Annotated in this window: 18 protein-coding genes and 1 other annotated feature; of the genes, 1 reads left to right on the top strand and 17 read right to left on the bottom strand. The window is 49.5% G+C overall.

Going from position 1 to position 16,324, the window contains the following annotated elements:
* Positions 1-4 precede the first annotated feature (4 nt).
* From ACTQZS_RS05630 to tsaE, 16 genes are all read right to left on the bottom strand, one after another.
* A complete protein-coding gene (locus ACTQZS_RS05630; RefSeq protein WP_441474949.1) occupies positions 5-1,912 on the bottom strand; it encodes a Na/Pi cotransporter family protein in 1,908 nt (635 codons plus the stop codon).
* Positions 1,913-2,276: 364 nt separating this feature from the next.
* Positions 2,277-3,092, bottom strand: coding sequence for an ABC transporter ATP-binding protein (locus ACTQZS_RS05625; RefSeq protein WP_441100829.1), 816 nt, complete (start codon positions 3,090-3,092; stop codon positions 2,277-2,279).
* A complete protein-coding gene (locus ACTQZS_RS05620; protein WP_441474948.1) occupies positions 3,086-4,051 on the bottom strand; it encodes an ABC transporter permease in 966 nt (321 codons plus the stop codon). Before ACTQZS_RS05620 ends, ACTQZS_RS05625 begins: the two co-directional genes overlap by 7 nt.
* Before the next feature lie 235 nt (positions 4,052-4,286).
* Positions 4,287-5,453 carry an ABC transporter substrate-binding protein gene (locus ACTQZS_RS05615; protein ID WP_441474947.1) on the bottom strand — a complete coding sequence of 389 codons (1,167 nt, stop codon included), beginning with the start codon at positions 5,451-5,453 and terminating at the stop codon, positions 4,287-4,289.
* 255 nt (positions 5,454-5,708) lie between these two features.
* Positions 5,709-6,004 (bottom strand) — a binding site (T-box leader).
* Positions 6,005-6,142: 138 nt separating this feature from the next.
* Complete coding sequence (locus ACTQZS_RS05610) at positions 6,143-7,522, bottom strand: replication-associated recombination protein A (RefSeq protein ID WP_441474946.1); 1,380 nt, start codon at positions 7,520-7,522, stop codon at positions 6,143-6,145.
* 18 nt (positions 7,523-7,540) lie between these two features.
* The gene (locus ACTQZS_RS05605; protein ID WP_441474945.1) at positions 7,541-7,957 is read right to left on the bottom strand and encodes a winged helix-turn-helix transcriptional regulator; all 417 of its coding nucleotides are present in this window, start codon (positions 7,955-7,957) and stop codon (positions 7,541-7,543) included.
* 275 nt (positions 7,958-8,232) lie between these two features.
* Entirely contained in the window at positions 8,233-8,667 is a 435-nt protein-coding gene (locus ACTQZS_RS05600; protein WP_441474944.1) for an arsenate reductase/protein-tyrosine-phosphatase family protein, read from the bottom strand.
* Positions 8,657-9,709 carry an ACR3 family arsenite efflux transporter gene (gene arsB / locus ACTQZS_RS05595; protein ID WP_441474943.1) on the bottom strand — a complete coding sequence of 351 codons (1,053 nt, stop codon included), beginning with the start codon at positions 9,707-9,709 and terminating at the stop codon, positions 8,657-8,659. Before arsB ends, ACTQZS_RS05600 begins: the two co-directional genes overlap by 11 nt.
* A gap of 79 nt (positions 9,710-9,788) precedes the next feature.
* Complete coding sequence (locus ACTQZS_RS05590; RefSeq protein WP_441474942.1) at positions 9,789-10,175, bottom strand: thioredoxin family protein; 387 nt, start codon at positions 10,173-10,175, stop codon at positions 9,789-9,791.
* Between the two features lie 20 nt (positions 10,176-10,195).
* Complete coding sequence (locus ACTQZS_RS05585) at positions 10,196-10,516, bottom strand: 4Fe-4S dicluster domain-containing protein (RefSeq protein ID WP_441474941.1); 321 nt, start codon at positions 10,514-10,516, stop codon at positions 10,196-10,198.
* Between the two features lie 22 nt (positions 10,517-10,538).
* Complete coding sequence (locus ACTQZS_RS05580; RefSeq protein WP_441474940.1) at positions 10,539-11,540, bottom strand: permease; 1,002 nt, start codon at positions 11,538-11,540, stop codon at positions 10,539-10,541.
* A complete protein-coding gene (locus ACTQZS_RS05575; protein ID WP_441474939.1) occupies positions 11,537-11,848 on the bottom strand; it encodes an ArsR/SmtB family transcription factor in 312 nt (103 codons plus the stop codon). The genes ACTQZS_RS05580 and ACTQZS_RS05575 overlap by 4 nt, the downstream gene beginning before the upstream one ends.
* Before the next feature lie 425 nt (positions 11,849-12,273).
* Positions 12,274-12,579 (bottom strand): DUF3784 domain-containing protein, encoded by a 306-nt coding sequence (locus tag ACTQZS_RS05570; protein WP_441474938.1) that lies wholly within the window; start codon positions 12,577-12,579, stop codon positions 12,274-12,276.
* A 102-nt stretch (positions 12,580-12,681) separates the two neighbouring features.
* Positions 12,682-13,197: a ribosomal protein S18-alanine N-acetyltransferase gene (rimI, locus tag ACTQZS_RS05565; RefSeq protein WP_441474937.1), complete on the bottom strand. Its 516-nt coding sequence runs from the start codon at positions 13,195-13,197 to the stop codon at positions 12,682-12,684.
* Positions 13,197-13,952, bottom strand: coding sequence for a tRNA (adenosine(37)-N6)-threonylcarbamoyltransferase complex dimerization subunit type 1 TsaB (tsaB, locus tag ACTQZS_RS05560; protein ID WP_441474936.1), 756 nt, complete (start codon positions 13,950-13,952; stop codon positions 13,197-13,199). Before tsaB ends, rimI begins: the two co-directional genes overlap by 1 nt.
* Positions 13,933-14,364 (bottom strand): tRNA (adenosine(37)-N6)-threonylcarbamoyltransferase complex ATPase subunit type 1 TsaE, encoded by a 432-nt coding sequence (tsaE, locus tag ACTQZS_RS05555; protein ID WP_441474935.1) that lies wholly within the window; start codon positions 14,362-14,364, stop codon positions 13,933-13,935. The genes tsaB and tsaE overlap by 20 nt, the downstream gene beginning before the upstream one ends.
* 279 nt (positions 14,365-14,643) lie before the next feature.
* Between tsaE and ACTQZS_RS05550 the strand changes: the two genes are divergently transcribed.
* Positions 14,644-15,162 carry a peptidylprolyl isomerase gene (locus ACTQZS_RS05550; RefSeq protein WP_441101225.1) on the top strand — a complete coding sequence of 173 codons (519 nt, stop codon included), beginning with the start codon at positions 14,644-14,646 and terminating at the stop codon, positions 15,160-15,162.
* A 41-nt stretch (positions 15,163-15,203) separates the two neighbouring features.
* Here ACTQZS_RS05550 and ACTQZS_RS05545 read toward each other — a convergent pair whose 3' ends face one another.
* Entirely contained in the window at positions 15,204-16,001 is a 798-nt protein-coding gene (locus ACTQZS_RS05545; RefSeq protein WP_441474934.1) for a YigZ family protein, read from the bottom strand.
* Positions 16,002-16,324 lie beyond the last annotated feature (323 nt).

The following is a 16,324-nucleotide window of genomic DNA, read 5'->3' as shown; positions in this document are numbered from 1 at the left end:
GAAATCACGACTTCTGTGCCTTGCCTCTGCCTGTCTTTGCCTTTGCCTTGGAATCCTTGTCCTTGGAACTCTTCGTCTCTCTGGATTCCTTTGCCTCCTTGCCGCCCTTATCCTTAGCTTTTTTTAATTTCTTCTTTCCGACTGCTTCCACCACCGGAAGCCGGTACTTGTCCTGATAGGAGTCAAACTCATCGACAAACTCTGATTCGCCGCCGTATTTCACCTCGTTCAGGTATCCGTGCGTCTCGAAGCTGGAATTCTTTGTCTGGATGATGCAAACGCCGACATTGGAACAATGATCAGACACTCTCTCGCAGTTCGTAATGTAATCGGTCAGGATAATACCCAGTTCCACCCTGCACTCGCCGGTTTTCAGGCGATCGATATGACGATTCTTGATCTCCTTGGTCAGATCATCAATGACCTCTTCCAATGGCTCAATCAGCTTTGCCTGCTGCTGATCGTCTTTTTCAAAGGACTCAAGGGTAAGGGTCATGATCTCATTCAGAGCTTCCGTCAGAACCGCAAGTTCCGACTTTGCATGTGCGGAAAACTGAAGCTTCTGATCATGCATCTGTCTCGCAAGCTTCGTCATATTGATCGCGTGGTCACCGATACGCTCGAAATCATTGATGCAGTGAAGCATCTCGGAGATCTGATCGCTGTCCGACTCTGTCATATCCTTGGCGGAGAGGCGCACAAGGTATGTGTCGAGCTCATCCTCCAGATAGTCGAGTTCCTCCTCTTTCTTGACAATCCTTTCAATTTCCTCCTTATCGAAGTGCTCGAACATACTCAATGCGCTGGAGAACGCCTCACGCGCGATCTTCGCCATCTCGATTGTTTTCTCCCGGCACTGACCGACCGCGAGACCCGGGGACAGGAGCAGACGCTCATCGAGCAGTGTGTACTTCTCCATCTCGGTCTTATCGTTTTCATCGACCTTGACCATTCGTTCAACCAGGCGCACAAGCTTCTGTGAGAAAGGCAGCAGAATGACGATGGTTCCGATGTTGAAGATCGTATGGAAGACCGCGATCTGGAAAGAATTGATCACATGATTAAAAATCGGGAGTCTCAAAATATATCGGAGAACAATATAAAGCACCAGCCATATAATGGTGCCGAGAATCTTGATCAGGATGTGCAGTGCAGGAACCCGCTTCGCCTTTCGGCTGACGCCGATGCTTGACAGAATCGCCGTCACACAGGTGCCGATGTTTGCGCCCATGACAATCGGTATAGCCATGCCAAAGCTGATTTTTCCCGTCAGGGAAAGTGCCTGAAGTACACCGATGGATGCCGCGGAAGCCTGAATAACCCCGGTAAATGCCGTTCCGACAAGAACGCCGATGATCGGATTGTCAAACGCAATCAGAATGTTCTGGAACTGGGGCATCTCTGCCAGCGGAGAAACCGAATCCGACATCAATGTCATGCCGTACATCAGGACAGAGAAGCCGCAGAGAATCGTTCCGATGTCTTTTTTCTTCTGTTCCTTGCAGCCCATAATCATGATGACACCGATGATCGCCACAATAGGAGCAAAATTCTGCGGTTTCAGCATGGACACAAAGATGTTGTCCGAGGAAATGCCGTTCAGGGAGAGAATCCAGGCCGTAAGCGTGGTTCCGATATCTGATCCCATGATCACATTTACTGTGGAAGCAAATTCCATAATACCAGAATTGACAAGACCGACAAGCATGACAGTAAGAGCCGAAGACGACTGAATCGCGATGGTGATGATCGCGCCCAGCGCAAGGCTCTCAAGAGGGTTCGCCGTGAGCTTTTTCAGGATGCCCTCCAGACGGCCGCCCGCCATTTTCTCCAGGTAATTCGACATGACATTCATGCCGAAAAGGAAGAAAGCCAGCCCACCAACAAGTGCGAACAGATTATATATTGACATCAATTTTCCTCCTGCACCGGAAGCCCCATTGCCCCGGTACAACTTGCTTTTCCGATAGTCCTGCAAGCTTCACGGCGGCCATCTATCCGTTTTTCCGCACCGCGCAGCTGATATGACAATTTGAAAGGTCTTCCATGCCATATCCAATGCTTCTCCGACTATCTTTGTGTTTACACTACCTTTACGATTGTAGCATAACATTATCCCTCACTTAAACCAAATTTTATAATTTCGGAGATATTTTTTTCCACATAATTCACAAAGAACTCCCATATAATTCACAAAGAACAGGGTGAACATCCTTCACCCTGTTCCTCATGTGGATTATATTATCAAGATGCAAAGCATCCAGTCCCCGGCGCACTCAGTCGCCCTGCTCTGTCGACAGAAGGATACGGTCATTGTTGAAGCTTCGACCGGTTCCCTGCGCGAATTTCTCCAGCAGATCCTCTACTGTCATGCCGTCCCGCTCTTTTCCCTTTACATCAAACACAATTCTGCCGTCGCTCATCATCAGCGTCCGGTTCCCGAGCTCCAGCGCCTGATTCATGTTGTGTGTGACCATCAGACAGGTGATTTTTCGCTCAGCGACAATCTTTCTCGTAAGATCCAGAACCTTCGAAGCGGTAGCCGGATCCAGCGCCGCCGTATGCTCATCCAGAAGAAGGATCTTCGGCGTTACCATCGTCGCCATCAGAAGCGTCAGTGCCTGTCTCTGACCACCGGACAGCAGTCCGACCGGATTCTTCATGCGATCCTCCATCCCCATATCGAGAAGGGAAAGCTGCTCCCGGAAGAATTCCTTCTCCTTCTTGCTGATTCTGCTGAAAATCGCATGTTGTTTCTTCGAGGCTCTCAGATAAGCAATGGCAAGGTTCTCCTCGATCGTCATATGAGGAGCCGTTCCCATCAGGGGATCCTGAAAAAGTCTTCCTATATAAACGCTCCTCTTGTACTCCGGGACATAGGTGATATTCTTCCCGTCAAGAATGATGCTTCCGCAATCCGGGTAAAAGCTTCCCGCAATCGCATTGAACATCGTTGATTTTCCCGCGCCGTTGGAGCCTACGATTGTGGCAAAATCACCATCCTCGAGCACAAGATTTACACCGGTCAGCGCCTTCTTCTCATTGACCGTTCCGACATTGAAGGTTTTTCTGACATTCTTCAGCTTCAGCATGATCTGTCACCTCCCTCTTCCTCTTCCGCTTCTTCCATACTCATCTTCATGGAGGCACGCTTCTGCGCGTGCAGCGCAATCAGCTTCCGGATCTGCGGAGCGGTGAGCGCCACCGCGACAATCAAAGCCGACACCAGCTTGAATGCTTCTGTCGGGATTTTCAGCCGCAGCGCGACAGACATGACAAATCGATACAGAACCGAACCGATGATCACACCGATAATCCGCATCAGCATGCCGCGATTTTTGAAAAACATTTCCCCGATGATCAGCGAAGCAAGCGCGACTGTGACCATTCCCGTTCCGAGGTTGATATCGCTGTTCCCGTTATACTGTCCGATCAGACATCCCGCCATTCCGGTCAGTGAGTTTGCGACGCACAGACCTACAATCGTCGTAAATGCCGGATTAATGGAAGAGGCGCGCACCATTGCTGGGCTGTCTCCGGTTGCGCGGATCGAAAGGCCAAGCCTTGTTCCGAGAAACCAATGGATCGCGAGCACGATCACGGCAAGAATGATCAGCAGAAGAACAAACGGGCTCCAGCTTTTCCACACCTTAGAGGGGTTCAACGATTTGAACATATCAAAAACCGTCGGAGAGCCGAACAGCGACAGGTTGGATGAAAATCCCATGACCGCCAGGTTGATGGTGTAAAGACCCGTATTCACAATAATGCCGGCCAGAATACTCTGAACGCCGAATTTTGTCTGCAGGATCGCGGTGATGAATCCCGAGCAGACCCCTGCAGCCATTGCGGCAAAAATAGCCAGAATCGGGTGTCCCGCAATTGTTACCACCGCTCCGACCGCACACCCCAGCGTATAGCATCCATCCGTTGAAAGATCACAGATATCCAGAATACTGAAGCTGATAAACAATGAAAGCGCAACCAGCGCATAGATCAGTCCGAGCTCCAGAGCTGTCTGGACAATTCCTATCGTTAGAAAACCTGACACGTTCAAACCCTCCCGAAATTCATTCTCTAACCACGAGATAAAACACGCTGCGCGAGTTTTATCTCGCTATCGCGACGCTCGCCGCACACGAATACTTCGCATTCGGCTGCGGCTCACTGTTCGCGTAAATTCAAAAAGCTGACGCGATTGCATGCGTCAGCTCCATTCTATCACGCAATATATGGTTTCGTGAAGCCTCACACGACTAAAGTCACGAGTGTGCGGCAGCTAATCATCAATTCTCAAACTCTTTTGCGGTTGTTGTCTCCTCGACACTGGTGCAATAGGGCTTGAACGCCGCCTTAACCTTATCCAGATCATAGCCAAGTGTCTCGCACACATCCGTATTGATGGTCGCGATACCATTGTCAAAGGTCTGTACCGGAGTTTTTGCAGGGTCAGCTCCATTTACAAGAACATCTGCGACCATGTCAGCCGTAGCAGTTCCGAGATTTGCGTAATCAACACCATATCCGACAAACGCTCCGTTCAGAGCAAAAGAATCCGCTCCGCAGTAATGCGGGATTCCGGCCTCCGCAAGCTTCTGATATATTGCCAGCTCAGCGGTCATCACCGTGTTATCGGTCGGTGTGAAGATTGCGTCGACTCCCTCGGCGATCAGCGCATTAGCCGCGTCGGTGATTCCCGTCGTATCCGTTCCGGTTTTCTCTATATACTTGATTCCTTTTTTGTCCAGGAATGCCTTTGCATCCGCGATCGGCTGCTTGGAGGCATCTTCGCTGTTGGAATACAGAAGACCCACATAGGAGAGATCCGGGTTCTGGGCCAGCATAAGATTCAACACCGCCTCGGTATTCAGCGCATCGGAGGTACCGGTGATATTTGACCCGGGCGCATCCATGCTCTCAACGAGATTTGCGCCGACCGGATCCGAGCATGCTGCAAAAACGACCGGGATCGGGTCATCCTTCGTCGCCGTCTGCATGATCTGTGCCGTCGGCGTGGCAATCGGGACGATGATATCTACCTGGTCCGCAATCAGCTCGGATGCGATCTGCTGGAGCACGGTTCCATCCGCCTGTCCGTTATAGGTGTAGTCGGAATAATCGAAGGTGACGCCAAGCTCCTTCCCCTTTGCGTCCAGCTCTGACTCAATGTTGGACTCAATCTGATTCAGGGATGCGTCGTCCACATACTGCACAATGCCCACCTTGTAGGTTTTCCCGGATGCAGTCCCCGCTGAACTTCCGGATACAGACGTTCCGGTAACAGACGCCGCAGCCGACTCAGAAGATGACCCGGCCGCTGACGCGGAGGAAGCAGAGGAACCCGCTGCCGATGTTCCCGATGCTGTGCTGTTGCTGCCGCATGCTGCAAGTGAGAATGTCATGATGCCGGCTGCCGCGACTGCTGCGATTTTTCTGAATGCTGGATTTTTCATAGTTTTGTTCTCCTCTCTTACTTGTTCATTCCTTCTGCTGAAAACATATGTGCCTTTCATGCCGGAATTGTTTGAACGGAGGGGGATGGTATCCTGTTGCCTTCGAAATCGCATTCAGTCTCTTACGCGCGCTTCGCGGAAGGCGGCCTGACTGCGTTTTCGAAGAGCTGTTCAGTCTCTTTCGCGCGCTTCGCGTGCGACGAGCCTGTCTGCGTTTTCGAAGAGCTTATACAATAAAAATAGCTCTTGTCCCGTATTTGGGACAAGAGCTGTAATTTCTCCTGCGATACCACCCAGATTAGTATACCGGAACTGCCGGACGGGATTCCGTTCCCGATGGCTTCTTCTTCCGAATACTCTCTCATTCCACACACCTGCATGTGCTCCCGATTGATAACGGATGGGTTCCCGTCGGTTCCTACCTGACATATTCCTGCCGCTCAGACCGCCCTCAGAAGTCCATTCACTCCGCATCTACGGCTGCAATCCCACCACCTGCAGCTCTCTTGTACGCTTCCTGCAAAGCTACTATTCTTCCTCAATGGTTTGAGTCGATTATAAGCAGAGCAGGATTTTTTGTCAAGAAATTTTTCACAAACTCACTCACCTTTAAAATTCTTCATGATAAATATCTCTTCACGCCTGATCATTGTTTCTTTGCCTTTACAGACTTCTGTCCCTCTTCATGATCAATCTTCCCATGGTTTTTCGGGCTTTCCCGAAAGCAACGGGTCAACGTAAGCGTATCGCTCCGGTTCTTTCCCGATTTTTCTGAAATAAGCCTTGATGTCTGCCTCGTGGCCGATATCATTCGGCTCATAGATTCGTTCTTCACGGATCTCATCAGGAAGATACTGCTGCTCCACCCAGTGATTCGGATAGTTATGCGCATACTTGTAACCGACACCACGGCCAAGCTTTTTGGCACCTTTATAGCTGGAGTCCTGCAGATAGGATGGAATCGGCAGATTTCCCGTTTTCCGGACCAGTGACAATGCTTTTTCAATGCCTAGATAAGCAGAATTGGATTTCGGTGCGGAAGCAATATAGGATGCCGCCTGTGCGAGAATGATTCTTCCCTCCGGCATTCCGACACGCTCTACACCGAGCGCCGCCGATGCTGCAACACAGATAGCCATCGGGTCTGCATTTCCGACTTCTTCTGATGCCGCTACCAGCATCCTGCGCGCAATATACTTCACATCCTCTCCCGCCTCCAGCATGCGTGCCAAATAATAAAGCGCCGCATCCGGATCTGAACCGCACATGGACTCGATAAAGGCAGCGATCGTATCATAATGATTATCGCCTGTCTTGTCATAGCGGATTGCCTTCTTCTGTATGCACTGCTCTGCCACTTCCAGCGTAACGTGGATTTTCCCGTCGCTTCCCGGTTCTGTGGTAAGAACGGCGAGCTCTATGGCATTTAGCGCGGCACGGGCATCCCCATCCGACACATCTGCAAGGAAATCTGCTGCCTCCTCTGTGATCTCTGCATGGTAGGGCTTTACTCCTCTGTCGGAAGTGAATGCTCTGTGAATTAAGGTCAGGATATTCTCCTTCGACAAGGGTTTCAGTTCGAATATTCTCGATCTCGAAAGCAGCGCTCCATTCACTTCAAAATACGGATTCTCTGTCGTTGCGCCAATCAGAATCACCGTGCCGTCTTCCACATAAGGCAGGAGATAGTCCTGCTGTGCCTTGTTAAAGCGGTGGATCTCATCGATAAAAAGAATCGTCTTTCTGCCGTAACCTCCCAGGTTTTCTTTCGCCTTTGCAACAACTTCCTCCAGGTCTTTCTTTCCCGCAATCGTTGCATTCACCTGGTGGAAATCTGCAGATGTCGTCCTCGCGATCACACGGGCAAGCGTTGTTTTCCCCACGCCGGACGGGCCATAAAAGATGACCGAGCTGATCCGGTCTGCCTTGATGGCACGATACAGCAGCTTGTCTTTCCCGATAATGTCCTCCTGTCCGACTACTTCGTCCAGAGTCTGTGGACGCATTCTGGCGGCAAGAGGAGCTTCGTTTTCTTTCCGCTTCCCGGCTGCATATTCGAAAAGATCCATCTTCTGTCCCACCACCCTTTACTTTTGTTCTGTATCTCCATACAGTTCTTTTTCGTACTTGAAACCCCAGTTCATAATCGCATAAAATACTGGGAGCAGATCTCTTCCCATCTCCGTCAGGGAATACTCCACGTGCGGCGGAATCTCATTGAATTGCTTTCTTGTGATCAAACCGTCGTCCTCCAGTTCCCGGAGTCCTTTGGTGAGCATCGTATTTGTAATGCCCGGAAGATCCTTCTTCAGCTGTCCGAATCGAACTGTGTCATAAATGCACATCTCATACATAAGCTGTGATTTCCATCTGCCCTGCAGCATTATGAGAAGCGGAGTGACAGGGCAATGCCCATCCTTCGTTACAATTCCTTTTTTTATATTCTCCAGATACTCCGGGTAACTCATATATTCTTCCGGTCTTATTTCTTTTTTCTCTGTCATGGCACTTCCTCTCAGAACAGATCTGTCCACTTTTTGATACCTTCTGCAGAAACATCCGCTGTACCCAATATTAATATGCTGCCTTATTTGTACATTTAAGATACCATATTTAAATTATCTATCAAGTACGCAGTTTTTTCTAACATAGTATCATGTATGATACCATTCGTACATTACCGGCATTTGGAATGTAGCCATAAACCATATTTTCCTATATCAATTAATATGCCGGACACGACTTTATAAAGTGCCATCTTTTAAAACAATTGATCTGTTTATTTCCTGAATGTTCTCTCCAACTGTTCCCGTATCTGACCGATCACCTTCAGATATTCTTCATCTGATTTTCCAGTCGGATCCTCAAGTCCCCAGTCATCATCAAAATTTCTCCCGATGAACGGACATTTCACCCCGCATCCCATGGATATGGCGATGTCCGGAGCCGGGATGTCCCGGATCGTCTTCGAATACTGAGAATGCATGTCAATTCCAAATTTTTCTTTCATGATACGGACTGCATTCTGATCGATCTGTTCCTTCGGAACGGAACCCGCTGAGCAGAATTCGTACCCTTGATATCCGGCATACTTTGCAAGTGCTTCGGCCATCTGACTGCGGCAGGCATTATGCGTACAGATGAATGCTACGATTTTATCTGCTGTTTTATCTGCTGTTTTATCTGCTGTTTTATCTGTTGTTTTATCTGACATTTGAAAACCATCCCTTTGTCTTATTTGCAATTTTTACGAGTGTCAGCATGACCGGCACCTCTGTCAGTACGCCTACAGTCGTCGCAAGTGCCGCAGGGCTTGTGGTTCCAAATAGCGCAATCGCAACCGCGACGGCCAGTTCAAAGAAGTTGGATGCGCCGATCATGCCGGCAGGTGCTGCGATTTCAAACGGCAGCCGCATTAGTCTGCCCGCTCCGTAAGCAAGGAAGAAAATCACAAACGTCTGGATGATGAGCGGAACCGCAATCAGCAGGATGTGCAGCGGGTTACCAAGAATAACCTCTGCCTGTGAGCTAAAGATGATCACCAGAGTCAGAAGGAGTCCGATCGTCGTGGCGTTGTCAAACTTGTGGACAAATTCATTCTCCAGATAGTCTTTTCCCTTCTTTTTTGTTACCGCAACGCGGGTGATGACGCCTCCTGCAAGCGGAATGACCACGAAGAGAAAAATGCTTACGAAGAGCGTACTGTACGGTACGGTTACGTTCGAAACGCCCAGCAGGAACTTCACGATCGGCACAAAGGCGATCAAAATGATCAGATCATTTGTCGCTACCTGCACCACGGTATAGGCAGGATTGCCGTTCACCAGAGTGCTCCAGACAAAAACCATCGCCGTGCAGGGAGCAGCACCAAGCAGCACCGCGCCTGCCAGATACTGTGTCGCCAAATCCGGGGTAATGAAATTTTTAAATACCACAAAGAGAAAAAGCGACGCAAAGCCATACATCGTAAACGGCTTGATCACCCAGTTGACGATCCACGTCAAAAAAAGTCCCTTGGGATTTTTCCCGACTTCCTTCACACTCTGGAAATCCACCTTGATCATCATCGGATAAATCATGATCCAGATGAGAATCGCAATCGGTATGGAAATGCCGGCGATCTCCATTCGTCCCAGCACCTCCGGAACGGCTGGGATAAAGTGGCCAATCACAATACCGGCCGCCATGCAGAGCAGAACCCAAACCGTCAGATATTTCTGAAAAAAGCTGATACCAGCCCGCTGTTTTGTTTCCATTGATGTCTATCCTTTCTGTTATGTCATTCGTGACCTTGCTTATCTTTTATGTCATGCGTGGCCTTACTTATCTTTTATGTCATGCGAGTCCCAACTTATTTAACAGTTTCTGTATATCAGACGCTTTCAAAACCTTTCCCATGGAAACGACCTGCTCTCCCACCACCAGAGCGGGCATACGCATCACACCATACTTTGCGATTTCCTTCATATCCGTGATGTATTCAATCTTTGCCGGATCGCTCATTGCAGATACTGCGTCTTTTGTATTTTGCAGAAGCGTCTGGCAATTTTTACACCCGGAACCCAGGATTTTGATTGTTAAAACATCCCCTGTCTTCAGTCCTGCTTTGCCCACTATCCTTAACTTTTCTTCCTGGACTATATCAGCAGCTGTTTTACCGCAGGAGCACTTTGCCTTCACTGCTTCCTCCTTGTTTTCTTTCTTTTTTCCAAATAATCCCATTTTCATTTCTCCTTCCGCTACTAATTATTGCCGCATCCGCAGCCACAATTCTTTTTATCCGTTTCTTCCGTCACACTGCCGCAGCACCCGCCTGCTGTCCCATTTGTCTTCCCGCCTCTTGCCGGAGGTACCCATCCGGTATCATCACCCACATACGTAATCGCTCCAACAGAGCACCGGCTGCCACAGCCATGACAGTGATCTATACAGTTCTCCGGATGAATCACTCTCGGAGTCGACGCGGCTGCCAGATCATAAACGCCATGTGCACACATCCCGCTGCAGGTGCCACACTCTGCACAAAGCAAATAGTCAATAACCGGATACCAGGTCCTTGCCATAACGATTCCTCCTTCAAATTCCTCAGATAATGAAAGGTTGTATAAAGTTAAAGAAATAACCCACGATCATAATACCAACGGTACAGATTGCAATAAACGTTGCCAGAAGCTTCGGCTTCACAGCTTTCCGCAGCATAATCAGTGACGGGAGCGAAAGCGTTGTCACCGCCATCATAAACGAGAGCACAACACCGAGAAGAGCACCTTTTGACAGCAGCGCCTCTGCAATTGGAATCGTTCCGAAGATATCTGCATACATAGGAATTCCGATGACCGTGGCCAATATCACGCCCAGCGGATTCCCATCTCCAAGAACTTTCTCCACCACGCCCTCCGGAATCCAGTTATGAATTACCGCGCCGATCCCGACGCCAATCAGGATATAAGGAAATACTTTCTTAAACGTTGAAACAACCTGATCTCTCGCATAGATAAGCCGATCCTTAAAGGTCAGCTCCGGAGATTCAATGTTTACCACGCTGTTGCTTTGATAAATAAACTCTTCAACGTATCTCTCCATATGCAGGCGCTCAATCCATGTGCCGCCTGCGACAGCGACAATGAGTCCCAAAACGACATAGATCACAGCCACCTTTGTTCCGAAAATACTCATCAGAAGCAGCAGGCTTCCCAGATCCACCATCGGCGACGAAATCAGAAAAGAAAAGGTCACGCCAAGCGGAAGCCCTGCGCTGGTAAAGCCAATAAAAAGCGGAATAGATGAGCACGAGCAGAACGGCGTTACCGTGCCAAGCAGTGCGCCGATACAGTTAGCCCAGATTCCATGGAATCTGCCCAGGATCTTGCGGCTTCTCTCCGGTGGAAAATAGCTCTGGATATAGCTGATCAGGAAAATCAGAACACAAAGCAGGATCGTGATCTTTAATACGTCATAGATAAAAAATAAAACACTGCCGCCGATACGTGTATTCGTATCAAGGCCGAATCCTGTCAGCACGGATCCAATCAGAAAGTTCAGCCATTTCATGCCCAGAATCTGATTTTGAAGGAAGCTCCATATCATTGACAGTCACACCTTCCATCTGAACACCCGTTTTTTTTCTCACAATCCAGTGCACCGATAAAGCGCTGGAAATCCCGCAGGGTTTCGCAGTTCAAAGAGTAGTGGCTCCATTTTCCCTCTTTACGGACATTGACCAGCCCGCAGTCACAGAGAATCTTCATGTGATGGGAGAGCGTCGGCTGTGTAATATCAAACGCCTGAAGAATCACGCAGGCACACTTTTCACATCCGGAAATCATATTCACAATTCGAAGTCTGTTCGGATCTCCCAGTGCTTTACAAATGGAGGAAACCTGATCTTCTGTCATGCCAACATATAACCTTCTTTCTTAAGTATTGATGATCATCTATGTGTCAGGCTATCACGCGCATAGATATGTGTCAATATATCCCTGTAAAAAAACGAGATAAAACACGCTGCGCGAGTTTTATCTCGCTATCGCGACGCTCGCCGCACACGAATACTTCGCATTCGGCTGCGGCTCACTATTCGCGTAAATAAAAATGAGCACTATCTGACTTACGCTCTGTTTCTGTAAATCAGATAGTGCTCATTCTGTATAAAGCAATTCGGCTGTCAGAGATTGCCGTCTAAACAATTCGGCCGACAGAGATTGCTTTCTAAAATAATTCAGCTGTCAGAGACTGCTGTATAAATGTTTCCAAACGCTGCTCATTTTGGTCTGCACGGCGCATGAAGTAAGCTTTTTCCTGCCCGTCCCGTCATTCACTCTCAATCATACAATCTTCTCAGATAGATGACGATTCCGATCATATCCGCAACCGTAACGACAATTGAAATAATTCCCATGATCGGGGTCTCGATGAGTGCCATGAACACTTCCACTGCAGAGAGGATGATCAGAAATACCCCTACTGCCCTCTGATATCTGAGCCGGTTCTCCGGACTCAGTTTCCGCTTATCCCGGTACTTTCCACTGAACGCATCCAGAATTCCCTGTCCTTTTCCCGCAAAAAACACAATTGCAAGCAGGAAAAGTATTCCCGCAAGGAACCAGTCAAAGGTACTGTTAAACATAATCATCCTCCATATCCCGGCCGCCGGATCAGCTTCCGCCGTGCCGCTGCAAAATATCCTCCGGCCGTCGTATGCTCAGCTTCTAAATCTGCCATCCGGCCTCTATATTCCGTCTTTCTCCGTCTCCGGCCCGCGCATCATCAGAACGGCATCTTCCACCGGAGACGTGTAATAATTCCTGCGAACCCCGGTTTTCCGGAATCCGGCATTTTCATACAGCCGGATTGCTGGCGCATTGCTCTCCCGCACCTCAAGAAAAATCTTCCGGATGCCCCGCGCTCCCGCCGTCTGTATAAGTCCTGATACCAGACAGGTTCCAATATGGCGGTTCCGATATCTCCGGTCCACCGATACATTTGTGATGTCCCCCTCATCAGGGAGCCCGTATTCTCCGATGTATCCGACGATCCTTCCATCCACCACCGCAACAAGAAAATCCGCATCTTCCCTGTCCAGAAAACCCTGATAATCTTCTGCGGTCCATGGTCTGGAGAAGTTTTCCTGCTCAATTTTCTCTACCTCCGGAAGATCCGCCGAAACCATTCTCCGGATCTCAGGAGTCACAGGAACACTCTGCGCTGATGCATCATCCTTCCCTCTGTTCCCGCGCCTTCCCATCAGGAGTAATCCCTCGGCTTCAGCTTTTCCGAATTTTTCTCAATTTCCTTTACCGGAACACCCTTCGCGGTCTGTTCTCTCTCTGCCTGTGAGGCGCGGAGGTATTCCGGCCGGTGTTCATCTGCCGTAACCGTCATTCCCCGGGAAAAATATTTTTCGCCGAGAGCTCCGACCGCGCCTGCCCTCTGTCTGTTCAGGTGTGCAGGCGCCACGGTGAACGGAACCTTCAGCAGCTCGCGGATTCGGTCCAGATAAGGCCGAACCCCGTCCCCAAGCAGAATGACCGGCTCTCCGAGGCAGTTCAGTTCCTCCATAAGGTTCTCCACCGCTTCGGCGCACTGCGCCTTCACCGCCGTGAGCTCGTGATTCACAAACCGGTAGATCCCGGTATATACCTGGGCTCTCCGGGCATCCATCATCGGGACGATCAGCCCTTGTGCATCATAGAGATTATACGCTAATGCGTCGACCGTAGGTACCTCAACCAACGGCTTATCAAGTGCCAGACCGAGACCCTTCGCTGTAGCTGAGCCGATTCTGAGTCCGGTAAAGGAGCCCGGCCCCTTGGAAATGGCAATCGCGTCAATGCTGTTCAGATCCAGATCGATCATCTGCGCAATGGCATCCAGCATAGGAAGCAGCGTCTGCGAATGTGTCTTCTTGTAATTCACCGTGTACTCGGCCAGCAGCGTATCGTCCTCCAGAAGGGCGACGGACGCTACAAGACCTGAGCTGTCAATTGCCAGTATCTTCAATCGTAATCCTCCGATAATCAAATCCCTTGTCAGGATCTTTTTCAATCGTCACATGAATCGCGCCTTTCGGTATAATATCCCGAACCATATCCGCCCACTCAATCAGACAGACACCGCCGCCGTAAAAATAGTCGTCATATCCGACTTCCTCCATTTCTTCCGGCTCTTCAATCCTGTAGACATCAAAATGATAAAACGGTATTCTGCCGCTCAGGTATTCCTGCACGATCGTAAACGTCGGACTGCTCACCGGCTCGGTCACCCCGAGGCCCTCTGCCAGTCCCTTTGCAAATACGGTTTTCCCTGTGCCGAGATCCCCATCCAGTGTATAAATCGTTCCCGGAACCGCCTTCTCCCCGAGTTTCCGGGCAAATGAACGGGTTTCCTCCGGGCTTCTTGTCTCAATAACCATTCCGACTCAAGTCCCTCCGGTTTTCCTGTCATGTGTCGCACAAGCGTCTTTTATTTTATCACATTTTACCGTATAATAACATACGTTCCATTCCTGAAAACAGGGTGCTTATATCCGCTGCTCTTACAGCCTGTTCAAAATACACGGTTCGGCCTTACCGGTGACGGCCTGGTTCTCACATCCGTATTTATTTACAGCATGTTCAAGGGCAGTCCGTGGACAATAACTGCATCCTGACCAGGACACATTTTATAAATACAGATAACAAGGAGAAAAATTATGGCCAATCCTATCGTTACCATCACCATGGAAAACGGCGATGTCATGAAGGCAGAGCTCTATCCGGAAACCGCGCCGAACACCGTCAACAACTTTATCAGCCTTGTCCGCAAGGGATTCTATGACGGGCTCGGATTTCACCGCATCATCTCCGGCTTCATGATCCAGGGCGGTGATCCTGCCGGCAACGGAACCGGTGGCCCCGGCTATTCCATCCGCGGCGAATTTTCCGGCAACGGTTTCCGGAATGATCTTTCGCACGAGCCGGGCGTGCTCTCCATGGCTCGCGCTTCAGATCCGGATTCTGCAGGCAGCCAGTTCTTTATCATGCACAAATCCGCAGATTACCTGGACGGACAGTATGCCGCCTTCGGAAAAATCATTGAGGGCATGGACGTTGTGAACAAGATCGCCGAAGTTCCTACAGACTGGAGCGACCGCCCCACAGAGCCTCAGGTTATCAAATCCATGACCGTCGATACCCTCGGTGTAGATTATCCCGAGCCAGAAACGCTGTAAAGAATTGATGAGGTATGTCATCTGGCACGTACATTGGGATATCATTCTTCCCCAGATTCAAGAATGAGTTTTCCCCCGGCCACGCCAAACCAGGCGCGGCCGTTTTTTCTGAGTCGGGCTCTGGCAGAGGTTGCCTCCGTGATCTCCCTCGTAAAGCGTCCCTCATCTGAAGCAGGCAGAACAACACGGATCCGTACCACATCGGAAAAATCAGACTCTACCGTATGAATTTTCTCTTGTCCGATCAGATACTGAATCTTTCCCGCATCCGTGTAATCCGCGACGATGTCCAGAAGTACCCCGTTCTCCTTCTCGATCAGGATACTCTTCCCGATTCCATCTCTGGAAGCCTGTGTGTAGGCTCTCACAAGTCCTCCCGTCCCGAGCAGCACACCGCCGAAATATCTCGTCACCACTATGCAGGTATCCGTCAGTCCCGCTCCTGTAAGTACGTCCAGTATCGGCCGTCCCGCCGTACCCGATGGTTCTCCGTCATCGGAGGCCTTCACATTTCCACCATCCTTTCCCAGAACCCAGGCGTAACAGTTATGTCTCGCATCCCAGTATTTTTTCTTCATCTCTTCAACGAAAGATGCAGCCTCCTCAACACTTGTCACATGACGAACAGTAGCAATAAATACCGACTTCTTCTCCTCGTACCTTCCCTCGCCATTCTGATACACCGTGCGATACCGCTCAGGTAGATTTTCCCCTCCTTGAACGTCTGTCGCCCCGCTCGTTTTCCCGAATTCCTGCTCTGTCTTTCCCTCTGCTTTGTTTTTGGTTTTATTTTCTGATTTACTTTTTGTTTTGCTTTCGGTTCTTCTTGATTTTCCCATGGATCCATACTACCATAATTTATTCTTTATTTCATTCTGTAATTTTGATATAATTATCGGATTAAGGATTCCCGCAGTATTCCATCAGACAAGAGGCTCCTGTCACAGGCTCTGAAAGGGCATCTGCCGCCGGCTCTGAAATTCCTGCCGCTGGCACCTGCGGCCGCCTTCCTCTTTGTTTGCTGAATACCGGGCAATAAAGCAGCTCAAATGCCTCCTATTCTGAGGCATAAATGTTATTTTTTTATTTTCAACCGGGAAACATTGATCCGATCCGGATTCTTCCGGATACGGCGGGACACAGTTTTGCAAAATATCTGCCT

It is taken from the genome of Bilifractor sp. LCP19S3_H10, assembly GCF_052119185.1.
Classification (GTDB): Bacteria; Bacillota; Clostridia; order Lachnospirales; family Lachnospiraceae; genus Bilifractor.
This window is presented reverse-complemented; position numbering and strand designations above follow the sequence as displayed.